Raw genomic sequence first — 13,923 nt, 5'->3', positions numbered from 1 at the left:
TGCTGCATGAAGAAAAACTGAAGCCTTGCCGCCTTTAAAGTCGTCATTCGAATCCCATTTCTAATGCACGTCTTTTTCTGTATAAAGAACGACTACTGCAAACGAGGAGACCATTCATGGTCGCACGTACCGAGGCCCGTCAGCCCGAACAGCTGGCGATCGTCGATCCGATCTGGGGCAGCCTGCTGCATGAGGCGCGTAGCGCCGCGGCACAGGATCCGCTGCTTTCGGCCTTCCTTTATTCGACGATCCTCAATCACCGGTCTCTCGAAGAATGTGTGATCTACCGTATCTGTGAACTCCTCGATCATCCCGACATGCAGGCCGTGCTTCTGCGCCAGACCTTCCAGGATATGCTGGATGACTGGCCGGAATGGGGAAGCGTGCTGCGCGTCGATATCCAGGCCGTTTACGACCGTGATCCGGCCTGCACGCGCTTCATGGAGCCGCTCCTCTATTTCAAGGGGTTCCAGGCCATCCAGACCCATCGCCTTGCCCATTGGCTGCTGCAAAAGGGCCGCAGGGATCTGGCGCTTTATCTGCAAAGCCGCTCATCGAGCATCTTCCAGACCGATATCAATCCGGCCGCGCGCATCGGCAAGGGCATCTTCCTCGACCATGCCACCGGGCTGGTGGTCGGCGAGACGGCCGTCATCGGTGACAACGTCTCCATCCTGCATGGCGTCACACTTGGCGGCACCGGCAAGGAGGGGGCGGATCGCCACCCGAAGATCGCCAATGGCGTGATGATCGGGGCGGGGGCGAAAATCCTCGGCAATATCGAAATCGGCAGCTGCTCGCGCATCGCCGCCGGTTCGGTGGTGCTGAAGCCGGTTCCGCCGAAGACTACCGTTGCCGGCGTGCCGGCGCGCGTGGTGGGAGAAGCAGGGTGTTCGGAGCCCTCGCGCCTGATGGACCAGCTTATCGGAGCCGATATCTGACCGGCCCTGTCGCGCTCTGATGGGGCCGGCATTTTCACGGTCGTCCGTGTGGAAGACGCGGATGACTTGCCGCTTTCACTTTACTTTGGCCTTTGTCCCATGCCAAAAGCGGCTCAACGCGAACCGCACAGGAGAATAGTGGTGAAAGCCGACGAAATCAAAAAACTCGACGCCTATTTCAAGCGCACCTTCAATGAAAAGATGATTGTGAAGGCGCGTCCGCGCAAGGACGATTCCGCCGAAGTGTATCTTGGCGAAGAGTTTCTCGGCGTCGTTTATATCGATGACGAAGACGGCGACCGTTCCTACAACTTCTCCATGGCGATCCTCGACGTCGATCTCTGATCGTCACCATTCGGTGACGGATGGAGTTTCGCACTAAATCAGTCGCCCGCGGTGGTTACGCCGCGGGCGATTTGTTTTGTCGCGGGCTCACCTGCATCATCAGGCGGTTTTCCGGCCGCAAGGTGACCCGCATCAGCGGCTCCGTATTTGCCGGGCTTTTGTTCTTGAGGTGGACGTCCTGCAAAAGCACGGCAAGGATTGCGACAGCCTCCATCATGGCAAAGGCGTTGCCGATGCAGACGCGCGGGCCCGCGCCGAAGGGCATATAGGCGTAGCGGTGGCGCGCCTTGATCTTTTCGGGTTCGAAACGTGACGGGTCGAAGCGGTCGGGTTCGTCCCACAGCGTGGTGTGCCGGTGGACGGCGTAGATCGGCACATAAAGAACGGTGCCCGCCGGGATATCGTGTTCGCCGAGCCTGAAGTCCTGCAATGCGGTGCGTGTCACGACAGGGGCGGGCGGGTAGAGCCGCATCGCTTCCGAAAATACCTGTCTGGTATAGGTCAGGCGGGCGATATGATCCGCCGCCACCGGTTCGCCGGCGGTAGCGGTTTCAATCTCGTCGATGACCTTGCTTTCCACGTCGCTGCTTTGGGAGAGCAGATGGAAAGTCCAGGCAAGGCCGAGGGCCGTGGTTTCATGACCGGCCGTGATGAAGGTCAGGAGATTGTCGATGATTTCCGTGTCGCTCATCATGCGTCCGGTTTCCGGGTCTTTCGCTTCGAGCAGCATGGAAACCAGATCGTTCCTTTCGATCGGATTCTGCCGTCTTTCGGAAATGACGGTCGCAAGGCTGGAACGAAGATAGCCGACCGCCGCGCGGGCCTTGCGCCGGCCCGGATGCGGAAGCCATTCCGGTGCGCCCAGCATGGCGAGCGCGAAGGTCCAGCCCGTGGGTTTCAGATAATCGGTGATGCTTTGCTCGACACGTCCTATATCGATGCCATGGCCGCCGGACATCATGGTTTCGACAATGATATCGAACGTCGTCCGCATCATCTCATGGCCGATATCGATATCACCGGCAGGTGAGCGCCAGCGCCCTTGCGTGCGACGCGCGGCGTCGATCATGACCGGTAGCAATTCCAGCAGCTTCTCGTGCCGAAAGGCCGCGGCGACGGATTGCCTTTGCCACTTCCAGTGATCGCCGTCGGCCGTCAGCAGGCCCTGGCCGAGTGCGGGGCCGAGGGCGCGGCGTACATCTTCGCCCTTGCCGAGCAGATGGGCGTTCTTGACCAGAGCTTCATGAATAAGTGCGGGGTCGGCAAGATGAACCCGCATGACACCGCCAAGGCGCGTAAAGACCGCCGGCTCGCTGAAAATTTCCGGCGGCAGAGCCTTCAACGGATTGCGGATGAGCGACAGGGCGACGCGTACCGTCGCGAATTTGGAGACGGGAGCGGTTCCGGGCGTATCGGGGGAGGCGGTGCGAATGTCGGTGCCGGTCATTTACAGGTCCTTTGTCCGCGTTGAACACTTACATTTTCTGTTAAGGTGTATACCTTATTTTTGGTATTTAAGGTGCATGCCTTAGGTTTCAATGGTTGGGTTCGACATCAATGAAAAAAATCAATACCGGACGCACGTCCGTTCGTCCCACGCGCCAGAGAATTCTCGACGCCGCACTTGTGCTGTTCAACGAGCGCGGGCCCGATCATGTGACGACGGCCGAAATCGCGCGAGCGGTAGAAATCAATGAGGGCAATCTCTATTACCACTTCCGCACCAAGGAAGCGCTGTTTCTGGCGCTGTTTGCACGATTCGAGGCCGATGCGCTGGCGATTGTCGGAAAGATTGACGGGGCGGATGAGGCGGCGGCGGCAACCTATGCCGGTTTTCTGCGGCTCTGGTTTTCGCTTGTATGGGACTATCGTTTCCTGTTTCGCGATCTGGTCGGCCTTATCTCTTCCGCCCCGGCGCTGGTGGAGCCTGTGCGAACCATAAGCGCCGCCATGCGTCTCGCTGTCGGCGATATCGTCGCCCGCATGGAGAAAGCGGGCCTGGCAGTTATTCCCGAGGAAGAACGGTCGGCCGTCCTGACAAATCTCTGGATCGTCTCCACCTATTGGGCGGCCTATCTCAACCTTCAGGAAGGTATCACCGAATTTGGATCGCAGCAGCTAGACTGGGGATTGGAGCAGGTCTCAAGCCTGTTCAGCCCCTATCTCTCCCCGGAAGCGAAAGCCGAACTGGAAGCGATGCTGATAGTGGAACCGTAAGTTTCACCTGACGGTGACAGGACGGGAAACAAAGACGCCCGCGACGATATCCGTCGCGGGCGCTTTTACGAGTATCAGCCGGGTGCCGCTGAAGTATCAGGCAGCCTTCAGCAGATCGCCATGCGGATCGAGGACGAACTTGGTTGCCGCACCCTGGTCGAAGCTTTCATAACCCTGCACGGCGTCATCAAGCGCGATGATCTTGGCGTTGACGATATCGGCAATCGGCAGGCGGTCATGCAGGATCGCCTGCATGAGCTGGCGGTTATATTTCAGCACTGGCGTCTGGCCGGTGTGGAAGGATTGCGCCTTTGCCCAGCCGAGGCCAAAGCGCAGCGAAAGGGCGCCCTGTTTTGCCGCATTGTCAACCGCGCCGGGATCTTCTGTGACATAAAGCCCGGGGATGCCGATAGAGCCGGCGGCGCGGGTGATTTCCATCATCTGGTTGAGAACGATGGCTGGCTGTTCACCGCCGGAATGGCCGCGTGCCTCGAAACCGACGGCGTCGATTGCACTATCAACCTCATTGGTGCCGACGATCTCGGCGATCATGTCGCCCAGCCGGTCGCCCTTGGAAAGATCGACGGGTTCGAAGCCGACTTTTGCTGCATGGGCAAGGCGATCCTTGTTGAAATCGCCGATCATGACGACGGCAGCACCCAGAATGCGGGCGGAGGCGGCAGCGGCGAGACCCACCGGGCCGGCGCCTGCGACATAGACCGTAGAGCCGACGCCGACGCCCGCCTTGACCGCGCCGTGGAAGCCGGTCGGCAGAATGTCCGACAGCATGGTGAGGTCGCGGATTTTCGACATCGCCTTGTCGCGGTCCGGGAACTTCAGCAGGTTGAAATCGGCATAGGGGATGGTGACATAGCGGGCCTGTCCGCCGATCCAGCCGCCCATATCGACATAACCGTACGCGCCGCCGGCGCGGGATGGGTTCACCGTCAGGCACACGCCGGTATCCTGCGACTTGCAGCAGCGGCAACGGCCGCAGGCGACGTTGAACGGCACGGATACGATATCACCGACCTGCAGCATCTCGACGTCGATGCCTTTTTCGATGACTTCACCGGTGATCTCATGGCCAAGAACGAGGCCCGGCATTGCCGTGGTGCGGCCGCGCACCATGTGCTGGTCGGAGCCGCAGATATTGGTGGAAATCACCTTGAGAATCACGCCGTGCTCGATACGGCGGCCATCCGGCGCCTCAAGCTTCGGGTCGTCGATGTCGCGGACTTCGACCTGACCCGGCCGCATGTAGACGACGCCTCTGTTCCTGCTCATATCCATCTCCTCCGTGGTTTGAACACCGTGCCTGTCCGCTCCTCCGCGGGCAGGTGACTCCATGGGTGCAGCAAACCATGTGAGGGGAGATGTGGCGTTCGGGAATACGACACTGGTTGTGGCCGTAACGACACCGGCTTTCATCCGGTGTCACGGTGGCGTTATCTGTCGAGTGGTTTTCTGAGGCGGCCGGCGGCATCCTGAATATATTGCCAGGCAACGCGGCCCGAGCGGCCGCCGCGGGTGGCTGCCCATTCCAGCGCTTCACGATGAAGCGTTTCGCGGTCCAGACCCAGATCGAAATGCGTGGCATAGCTGTCGATCATCGTCAGATAGTCTTCCTGGCCGCATTTGTGGAAACCGAGCCACAGGCCGAACCGGTCCGAAAGCGACACTTTTTCCTCAACCGCTTCCGAAGGGTTGATGGCGGTGGACTGCTCGTTTTCCATCATGTGGCGCGGCAGAAGATGGCGGCGGTTGGAGGTCGCATAAAACAGCACATTGTCCGGCCGTCCCTCGATGCCGCCGTCGAGTGCTGCCTTCAGCGATTTATAGGCTGTATCGTCATGGTCGAAGGAGAGGTCATCGCAGAAAACGATGACGCGCTGGCCTGACGCCTTCAGGATGTCGAGCAGGGCGGGCAGGGTGTGAATGTCCTCGCGGTGCACTTCCACCAGTTTGAGCGAAACGCCGCTTGCCGCGCGCACATCTTCGTGAACGGCCTTGACCAGCGAGGATTTACCCATGCCGCGCGCGCCCCACAGGAGCACGTTGTTGGCGGCAAAACCTTCCGCGAAGCGCAGCGTGTTTTCATGCAGGATGTCACGCACATGATCGACGCCACGGATCAGCTTCAGCGCGATGCGGTTGGGGCGGGGAACCGGCTGGATAAAGGAGTTGGTCGGCACCCAGACGAAACAATCGGCCGCATCCCAGTCGTTTACGGCGGGCGCGGGGCCGGCCAGCCGCTCCACGGCGAGGGTGAGCCGGCGCAGTTCTGAAAGAAGCAGGGAGGCCGTTTCTTCTCGAATCATGGTGTTTCTTCCGCTTGTCTGGTGTTCAAAACTCTGTTTTGCGCCCGGCCTAGCATGGTGTTTGGCGCCCATAAAGGTTAAGAGGTCCGGAATCGGTACGGCGTGGGCCCTGCATCTGTTGCAATCCCGGCGTTCCCCACTATATTCCGGCGGCTTGAAAGCTGGGGCGGCATCCAAGGTCGTGCCGTAATTCTGAGGAGTTTTATATGTTCATTAGTCAAGCTTTTGCCCAGGACGCAGCAGGCGGCGCATCTGCCTTCGGTTCCGGCCTTGAAATGCTTTTCCTGTTTGCGCCGCTTATGGTGGTCTGGTACTTTTTCCTTATCCGCCCGCAGCGCGCGCAGATGAAGAAGCGTCAGGAAACGCTCACCAATATTCGCCGTGGCGATCAGGTCGTTCTTGGTGGCGGCATCGTTGGCAAGGTGACCAAGGTCATCGATGACAATGAACTCGAAGTCGAAATCGCCGAAGGCGTGAAAATCCGTGCCGCCCGTGCTTACATTGCCGAAGTGCGCGTGAAGGGCGAAGTGGTCAAGACGGAAACCGCTTCCTGATCCTGCCGGACAACCGAATGCCCGATTGCGAATTTTGACGGGTTGCGCGGAGCGCGACCCCAACCCTGACCGAGATCGAAATGCTTCATTTTTCCCGTTGGAAAACAGTCTTCATCTGGCTGCTTGTGCTGGCAAGCGTCTTCATCGCCTCTCCCAACCTGTTTACGGACAAACAGCTGGAGGGCATGCCTGCCTGGTACAAGGACAACAAGGTAACGCTCGGTCTCGACCTTCAGGGCGGTTCGCACATCATGCTCAAGATCGAGCGTTCCGACATCGTCAAGGAACGGCTTGAAACGATCGTGGGCGATGTGCGCACGCAGCTTCGCGACGCCAACATTCGCTATTCGGGGCTCACCGGCAACGGCCAGCAAATTCAGGTCCGCATCAGCGATCCCGCTCAGGTGGAAGCCGCAAAGAACGCGCTTCGTGACCTGACGCAGCCGGTGTCCGCCGGCACGCTGGTCGGCGGCTCCATCACCGAAGTGACGATGAATGACGGCGGCGACAATCTGCTCCGGCTCAATCTGACGGATGAAGGCATCGATTACCGTCTGTCTTCGGCCGTTTCGCAGTCCATCGAAGTCGTGCGCCGCCGCGTTGACGAAGTCGGCACCACCGAGCCGCTCATCCAGCGTCAGGGTTCCGACCGCATCATCGTGCAGGTTCCGGGGCTTCAGGATCCGCAGCGTCTGAAGTCGCTTTTGAACCAGACGGCCAAGCTCTCCTTCCGCATGGTCGACACGACGATGCCGGTGCAGGAAGCCATGAACGGCCGTCCGCCGGCTACATCAGAGGTTCTGTACTCGCAGGACGATCCGCCGGTTCCCTATCTGGTGGAGCGCCGCGCGCTCGTTTCCGGCGACAATCTCGTCGACGCGCAGGCAAGCTTCAACCAGCAGACCAACGAACCCGTCGTTACCTTCCGCTTCGACAGCCGCGGCGCGCAGCGCTTTGCGCAGGCGACGCAGCAGAATGTCGGCAAGCCTTTCGCCATCGTGCTTGATAATCAGGTCATTTCCGCGCCTGTCATCCGCGAACCGATTATTGGCGGTTCGGGACAGATTTCAGGTAATTTCTCGGTGCAGGGCGCCAACGACCTTGCGGTTCTGCTGCGCGCCGGTGCACTGCCGGCCACGCTGACCGTGGTTGAAGAACGCACTGTCGGTCCGAGCCTTGGTAACGACTCCATCACCGCCGGTCTGACGGCCAGCGTCATCGGCGCCGTCGGCGTCCTCATCTTCATGTTCGTGTTCTATGGCTTCTTCGGCCTGCTCGCGAACATCGCACTCATCGTCAACGTCGTCATGCTGCTCGCTGTCCTCAGTGTGATAGGATCAACGCTGACCTTGCCAGGTATTGCCGGTATCGTTCTGACGATCGGTATGGCGGTGGATTCCAACGTTCTGATCTATGAGCGCATACGCGAGGAGGTGAAGAGCGGCAAACCGCTGATCCAGTCACTGGATAACGGCTTCACCCGCGCCTTTGCGACCATTATCGACGCCAACCTGACGACGCTGATCGTGGCGAGCGTGCTGTTCTACATGGGCACCGGCCCGGTCAAGGGCTTCGCGGTCACGCTGGCTGTCGGTATCATCACCACCGTCTTCACGGCCTATACGCTGACGGCGTGGATGTTCGGCTACTGGGTTCGCCGCAGCCGTCCGAAACATCTGCCGAAGGGTGTCCGCACCGCCATGTTCGACGGCCGCGACATTCCGTTCATGCGCTACCGTCGCGTGGTGTTCATGATCACCGGCGTCGTCATGCTCGCCTGTGTCGGTGGCTTCGTGGCCAAGGGCCTGAACCTCGGCATCGACTTCCAGGGCGGCTCGGTCATCGAAGTCCGCGCCAAGCAGGGTGAGGCCGATCTCGCCGATATCCGTGATCGCCTGAACCAGCTCAACCTCGGTGAAATCCAGGCGCAGAACTTCGGTACGCCGCAGGACGTTCTCATCCGCATCCAGGCGCAGGACGGCGGCGAAAATGCCGAGCAGTCTGCGATCACCATGGTGCGCGGCGAGCTTGAGGACAAATATGACTTCCGCCGCGTGGAAGTCGTCGGTCCGGCCGTTTCGGGTGACCTCACCTTCACCTCCACGGTTGGCATCCTGCTCGCCATGACGGCGATCATGATCTACATCTGGGTTCGCTTCGAATGGCAGTTCGCCTTGGGCGCCGTCATTTCGATGGTGCACGATGTGGTCTTCACCATCGGTCTCTTCGTGTTCCTGGGGATAGAATTCAACCTCACCAGTATCGCGGCGATCCTGACGATCATCGGTTATTCGCTGAACGACACCGTCGTCATCTATGACCGTATCCGCGAAAACCTCAGGCGTTATAAAAAGATGCCGCTGTCGATGATCATCGACGTGTCGCTGAACCAGACGCTGTCGCGTACGATCCTCACCGGTCTGACCGTGCTTCTGGCGCTGCTGTCGCTCTACCTCTTCGGTGGCGAAGTCATCCGCTCCTTCACCTTCGCCATGCTGTTTGGTGTCGGTATCGGCGTGTTCTCGTCGCTCTACATCGCCGCACCGGTGCTGATCGCCTTCAAGCTGCGTCCCGACAGCAAGGATGCGGAAGACGAGAAGGACGACAAGAAAGAAAACAACACCGGCGCCATTGGCGGCAAGCCTGCCGTCTGATGGCCGGCGGGATCGAAATACGCCCGGCCCATTTTCCCGGCCGGGCGCCCATCGATGCCTATGGTAATGGCGGTTTTCGCTTTGCCGACATGTCGCATCGCGGCTCTCTTCTCCTCCTGCCTTCGGGCATTTACGGGTGGGAGCCGGTTGATGCAAAAGAACTGACCGTCGGGCATTTCGAAAAGGTTCTGGCGGAAGCACAGGATATCGAAGTGCTGCTGATCGGCACGGGTGACGGCATGCGGGTCCTGCCGAAAGAACTGCGCGCCGCCTTTAAGGAGGCGGGCATTTCGGTTGATCCGATGAGTACGGGTGCTGCGGTGCGCACCTACAATATCATGCTTTCGGAATCGCGCGCCGTGGCCGCGGCGCTGATTGCCGTCGAAGGCTGACAGGACGTTTCGCGCGGGGAACCATGGCACCCACAGAAAATCTCGACGTCAGCCTCGCGACGCTGCGCGATACCGATCGCGACCGTTATCTTGCCTGCCTTCTGTCGCCTGCCGACAGGCGTAATGCCCTTGCCGCGCTTTATGCCTTCAACGCCGAAATCGCCCGCATCCGCGATTCCGTGCGCGAGGCGTTGCCCGGCGAAGTGCGCATGCAATGGTGGCGCGACCTTATCGATGGCAATCCGCACGGTGACAGCCAGTCCCACCCGGTGGCTGCAGCGCTTCTGACAACGATCGAGCAATATCGCCTGCCGCGCCCGGTTCTGGCCAATATGATCGAGGCCCGGATCTTCGATCTCTATGACGACCTGTTCGAGGATCGCAATGCGCTGGAAGGTTATGCTGGCGAAACCGCATCCGCTTTGATCCAGCTTGCAAGTCTCGTGCTTTCCGCTGAAGACGCCGCATCCAGCGCGGAAGGGGCAGGTCATGCGGGCGTCGCGCAGGCCATGGCCGGCATGTTGCTGCTTATGCCGCTGCACCGGCGTCGCGGGCAGGTCTATATTCCCGCCGATATGCTGGCTGCGGCCGGGCTCGACCGCGAGACTTTTCTGGAAGGTAAGGACAGGCAGCGCATCGGCATTGCCATCGAGATTTTTGCGACCCATGCGCTGGATCATATGGAGAGGGCACGACGCGCAAAGATCTCGAAAAATGTTTTTGCCGCCTATCTTCCCGTCGCCCTGTCCGGCCCTGTCATCGCTGCGGCGAGAAAGGCGGGGAGCGGTGTATTTGACGGCGACCTGCAACTGTCGCAGCTTCGCCGGCAATGGCTGCTGGCAAAGGCCTCCTTCCTCAAGCGTTTCTGATTGCGCAGACCGCGTAGCGCAGCGAAACGACGTCGATCCGGCAGAGCCACACTTCACACAAGCCTCGGTCTGTATGAACCTGAGCCGGGTTCGCGTCTTTTCGATTCGCGAATCGTGATGTTTCGATGCTGAGGGAGCGCCCCGGATGAGTATTGCGATCTGGATTATCGTTTTCGTGCTGCTTTCGGTCTTCGCTGTCTACGCCTGGCGCATGACGCGGGCGACGGATGAGGATAACAGTCATGATGTGGGGCAGGCGATCATGGATTTCGCCCGTGCCTTTCCCAATGAGGCGATCAGAAGTCTGCACATGACGGCGGATGGTGGTGCTGCCTTCGTGCGGCTGCACGACAACAAGGCCGGCTTCATGCGCAATATGGGGTCGCATTATGTGTGTGTGATGATCGATCCCGAGCGCATCAGGGTCGAAAGTCTGGAAAGCGGTGACGGTTTCGTCGTCACCTTTTTCGATATGCCGAAATATAGCGGCTCATACCGGTTCAAATCGGCCGGAGAGGCGGCCGAGGTTTCCCTTTGGCTGCTTGGCAGTCTTGTGGAGGCGCAGGATCATCACGACGACGGGCCGCCGCCCTCGGATAGTTGAGAGACGGCTAGGGTTGGCAGTCATTGCCCGTCAAGCGGCGGGTTTGCGCCGGTTTGCTGGCGCTCGCGCCAGATGATGAACAGGCCGGATGCGACGATGATGAGAATGCCGAGCCATTTTGATGGCGTCGGGAAATCGGAAAACAGCGCATAACCGAGGATAGTCGCCGAGATGATCTCGAAATACTGGAACGGCGCCAGCAGAGAAAGCGGCGCCAGCCGGAAGGCCCTGACGATCAACAGGTGCATGTAGCCGGATATCGATCCCAACAGGATTAGCAGGGTGAGGGCAAAGCCGGATTGCGGAAGCGAGACGGCAAAATCCTTGTCGCCGAGTGCATCACCGGCAAGAAGGGCCGCCCCCATGAACACCGTACCGGCAATGCCGGACATGGTCTGCATGACCAGCGGGCTGTCGGCATCGCCGATGGCGCGGTTCAGGAACAGGTAAAGTGTGTACAGAAAGGCGCAGGCAACCGGCAGAAGCGATGTCCAGCCGAAGATTTCGAAACTCGGCTGAATGACGATCAGGGCGCCGCCGAACCCGACTGCGATCGCCGTCCAGCGCTTCCAGCCCACCTTGTCGCCGAGGAAGATCGCCGACATCATCGTCAACATGAATGGTTCGACGAAATAGATCGCGAAGACATCCGCAAGCGGCATGTATTTGACGGCGGCGAAGAACATCAGGCTGGCCGAGGCGTGCAGCACACCGCGCAGGCAGTTCATCCATGGCCGTTTGGCGCTGAACAGCGCCCTGGGTGACACCACGAGCAGCAACGGCAGGGTGCAGAGCACCTGGAAAAAGAAGCGGTAGAAGGTCACTTGCGCCGGCGACATGCCGCCACTGACCGCCATGTATTTGGCGATCGCATCCATGACCGGCAGCACCAGCATGCAACCCGCCATGATGGTCATGCCCTTGGCGATATCGTTGAAACCGGTCTGGCTGGTCATGGATCAGGCTGCGCTTTCGACCCAAAGGTCCAACGGGAGAGGGGACGCCTGCAAGGTCGCCCCCCTTCAGGGGTCAGGCGGCCTTCTGGCGCGGCAGGCTCTTCATATCAATGACGAAGCGATAACGCACATCGCTTTTTATCATGCGTTCATAAGCGTCGTTGATCTGATCGATATTGATCATCTCGATCTCGGCGGTGATGCCTTTTTCGGCGCAGAAATCCAGCATGTCCTGCGTTTCGGGAATGCCGCCGATCATCGAGCCGGCAAACGTCTTGCGGCCGGGAATGAGACTGAAGGCCATCACCGAGAGCGGCTTTTCCGGTGCGCCCACCTGCACCAGCGCGCCGTCACGTTTCAGCAGTGCGAGATAGGCGTTGATATCGTGGTCGGCGGCCACAGCGTCGATGATGAGATCGAGACTGGAAGCGGCCTTGTTCATCTGTTCGGCATCACGCGAGATGATGACCTCGTGGGCGCCGAGTTTTTTAGCGTCCTCCGCCTTGCCGGGCGACGTCGTGATCATCACGACAGTCGCGCCCATGGCGTTGGCGAGCTTGACCGCCATATGGCCAAGGCCGCCGAGACCAACGACGCCGACACGCTTGCCGGGACCGGCATTCCAGTGCCGCAGCGGCGAGTAGGTGGTGATACCCGCGCAGAGCAGGGGTGCGGCGGCGGCCGGGTCGAGGCCTTCGGGAATGTTGAGGACGTAACGGTCATCGACGACCACATGGGCGGAATAACCACCAAGCGTATGCGCGCCGCCGCCCATCGCCTTGTCAGGCGAATTATAGGTGCCGGTCATGCCGTTTTCGCAATATTGCTCCAGACCTTCGGCGCAGCTCGCGCATTCACGGCAACTGTCGACGATACAGCCGACGCCGACGCGGTCGCCCACCTTGAATTTGGTGACCTGCGCACCCACCCGGCCGACACGGCCGATGATTTCGTGGCCGGGAACGCAGGGGTAGAGGGACCCCGGCCATTCGCTGCGGGCCGTATGAATATCGGAGTGGCAGACGCCACAGAATTCGATCTCGATTTCGACATCGCGCGGGCCGGGATCGCGACGCTTGATGGTCGCGAGCTTCATCGGCGAAGAACCGTCGTCGCAGGCATAGGCGGACGTTGTGAACATGGTCGTTCCTCCTCTTGTAGTGATCGATGCTGGAAACACCGGACTGCGGCAAAGGTTGCGCTGCAATCAGCCGCCAGCGCCGGTTTCGGGCACTGCAGGGCCAAAGACCTCCTCGAAGGCCTCGCGCAGCAGAACGTCGACGTCGCCGATCATAACCGGCAATCCGAGATCGACAAGGCTGGTGACGCCATAGGCGCTGATGCCGCAGGGAACGATGCCGGAAAAATGCGTGAGGTCGGGATCCACATTGATCGACAGCCCGTGAAAGCTCACCCATTTGCGCAGGCGGATGCCGAGCGCGGCGATCTTGTCCTCGGCCATGCCGCCATCGGGCAGAAGAGGTTTTTCCGGACGCCTGACCCAGACGCCGACGCGGTCCTCGCGCCGCTCGCCCCGGACATTCATCTTGTCGAGCGTGCGGATGATGACATCCTCCAGCGCCGCCACATAGGCGCGCACATCCTGCCGCCGCCGCTTCAGGTCGAGCATGACGTAGACGACCCGCTGTCCCGGCCCGTGATAGGTATATTCACCGCCGCGACCGGTGGCGAAGACGGGGAAACGATCAGGCTCAATGAGATCAACGGCATCGGCGCTTGTGCCCGCGGTATAGAGCGGCGGATGTTCCAGAAGCCAGACGAGTTCGTCAGACTCCCCGCTGGCAATGGCGGCCACTTCGCGTTCCATCTCCTCGATCGCCAGTTCGTAAGGCACGAGACCTTCCGAGATTCGCCAGCGGACGGGCGGCGAACCGGCGGCGGGAAGCATATTTGTCTCGATATCGGTGCGTGTGAGCATGAAAAAGTCCTTTCCACAGCCTTCTCGCAAAATGGCGACAGGGCCGCAACCCCAGCATTTCCGGGCTTCCTGCATATAGGATGGTGCAGTGCGATTTTTAATTTCAAAAAACTGTCACGACGCTCTTGTGC

14 protein-coding genes are annotated in these 13,923 nt (G+C 60.0%); 8 read left to right on the top strand and 6 right to left on the bottom strand.

The annotated features are described in order from the left end of the window. Window positions 1-116 precede the first annotated feature (116 nt). Complete coding sequence (gene cysE / locus AC5I5B_RS07870) at window positions 117-941, top strand: serine O-acetyltransferase (protein ID WP_003502853.1); 825 nt, start codon at window positions 117-119, stop codon at window positions 939-941. Between the two features lie 141 nt (window positions 942-1,082). Further along, complete coding sequence (locus AC5I5B_RS07865; RefSeq protein ID WP_003502851.1) at window positions 1,083-1,286, top strand: DUF3126 family protein; 204 nt, start codon at window positions 1,083-1,085, stop codon at window positions 1,284-1,286. A gap of 55 nt (window positions 1,287-1,341) precedes the next feature. Here the strand turns inward: AC5I5B_RS07865 and AC5I5B_RS07860 are convergent, their stop codons facing one another. Beyond that, the gene (locus tag AC5I5B_RS07860; RefSeq protein WP_111834426.1) at window positions 1,342-2,733 is read right to left on the bottom strand and encodes a cytochrome P450; all 1,392 of its coding nucleotides are present in this window, start codon (window positions 2,731-2,733) and stop codon (window positions 1,342-1,344) included. A 110-nt stretch (window positions 2,734-2,843) separates the two neighbouring features. On the opposite strand from AC5I5B_RS07860, the gene AC5I5B_RS07855 reads away from it, so the two are divergent. Continuing rightward, window positions 2,844-3,503, top strand: a complete 660-nt coding sequence (locus tag AC5I5B_RS07855; RefSeq protein WP_111834425.1) for a TetR/AcrR family transcriptional regulator — start codon at window positions 2,844-2,846, stop codon at window positions 3,501-3,503. Window positions 3,504-3,599: 96 nt separating this feature from the next. Here the strand turns inward: AC5I5B_RS07855 and fdhA are convergent, their stop codons facing one another. Both fdhA and AC5I5B_RS07845 read right to left on the bottom strand, forming a co-directional pair. Then, window positions 3,600-4,790 carry a formaldehyde dehydrogenase, glutathione-independent gene (gene fdhA, locus AC5I5B_RS07850; RefSeq protein WP_003502846.1) on the bottom strand — a complete coding sequence of 397 codons (1,191 nt, stop codon included), beginning with the start codon at window positions 4,788-4,790 and terminating at the stop codon, window positions 3,600-3,602. Between the two features lie 161 nt (window positions 4,791-4,951). Beyond that, window positions 4,952-5,824 (bottom strand): ATP-binding protein, encoded by an 873-nt coding sequence (locus tag AC5I5B_RS07845; protein ID WP_111834424.1) that lies wholly within the window; start codon window positions 5,822-5,824, stop codon window positions 4,952-4,954. 206 nt (window positions 5,825-6,030) lie between these two features. Here AC5I5B_RS07845 and yajC point away from each other — a divergent pair, with 206 nt between their 5' ends. The 5 genes from yajC to AC5I5B_RS07820 all read left to right on the top strand — a co-directional run bounded on the left by yajC (window position 6,031) and on the right by AC5I5B_RS07820 (window position 10,897). After that, complete coding sequence (gene yajC / locus AC5I5B_RS07840; RefSeq protein WP_020012565.1) at window positions 6,031-6,378, top strand: preprotein translocase subunit YajC; 348 nt, start codon at window positions 6,031-6,033, stop codon at window positions 6,376-6,378. 80 nt (window positions 6,379-6,458) lie between these two features. Beyond that, window positions 6,459-9,032 (top strand): protein translocase subunit SecDF, encoded by a 2,574-nt coding sequence (gene secDF, locus AC5I5B_RS07835; RefSeq protein WP_003502840.1) that lies wholly within the window; start codon window positions 6,459-6,461, stop codon window positions 9,030-9,032. After that, window positions 9,032-9,424: an Mth938-like domain-containing protein gene (locus tag AC5I5B_RS07830; protein ID WP_003524967.1), complete on the top strand. Its 393-nt coding sequence runs from the start codon at window positions 9,032-9,034 to the stop codon at window positions 9,422-9,424. Before secDF ends, AC5I5B_RS07830 begins: the two co-directional genes overlap by 1 nt. 23 nt (window positions 9,425-9,447) lie before the next feature. Then, window positions 9,448-10,293 (top strand): phytoene/squalene synthase family protein, encoded by an 846-nt coding sequence (locus AC5I5B_RS07825; RefSeq protein ID WP_111834423.1) that lies wholly within the window; start codon window positions 9,448-9,450, stop codon window positions 10,291-10,293. Window positions 10,294-10,438: 145 nt separating this feature from the next. Further along, the gene (locus AC5I5B_RS07820; RefSeq protein WP_060726268.1) at window positions 10,439-10,897 is read left to right on the top strand and encodes a hypothetical protein; all 459 of its coding nucleotides are present in this window, start codon (window positions 10,439-10,441) and stop codon (window positions 10,895-10,897) included. A 20-nt stretch (window positions 10,898-10,917) separates the two neighbouring features. Here AC5I5B_RS07820 and AC5I5B_RS07815 read toward each other — a convergent pair whose 3' ends face one another. From AC5I5B_RS07815 to lipB, 3 genes are all read right to left on the bottom strand, one after another. Further along, on the bottom strand, window positions 10,918-11,853 hold the full coding sequence (locus AC5I5B_RS07815) for a DMT family transporter (RefSeq protein WP_161974074.1): 936 nt from the start codon (window positions 11,851-11,853) through the stop codon (window positions 10,918-10,920). Between the two features lie 73 nt (window positions 11,854-11,926). Beyond that, on the bottom strand, window positions 11,927-12,994 hold the full coding sequence (locus AC5I5B_RS07810) for an NAD(P)-dependent alcohol dehydrogenase (RefSeq protein WP_111834422.1): 1,068 nt from the start codon (window positions 12,992-12,994) through the stop codon (window positions 11,927-11,929). Between the two features lie 66 nt (window positions 12,995-13,060). After that, window positions 13,061-13,792, bottom strand: coding sequence for a lipoyl(octanoyl) transferase LipB (gene lipB / locus AC5I5B_RS07805; RefSeq protein WP_111834421.1), 732 nt, complete (start codon window positions 13,790-13,792; stop codon window positions 13,061-13,063). Between the last annotated feature and the right edge of the window lie 131 nt (window positions 13,793-13,923).

The sequence above is a fragment of the Agrobacterium sp. genome, from assembly GCF_059499945.1.
This window is presented reverse-complemented; position numbering and strand designations above follow the sequence as displayed.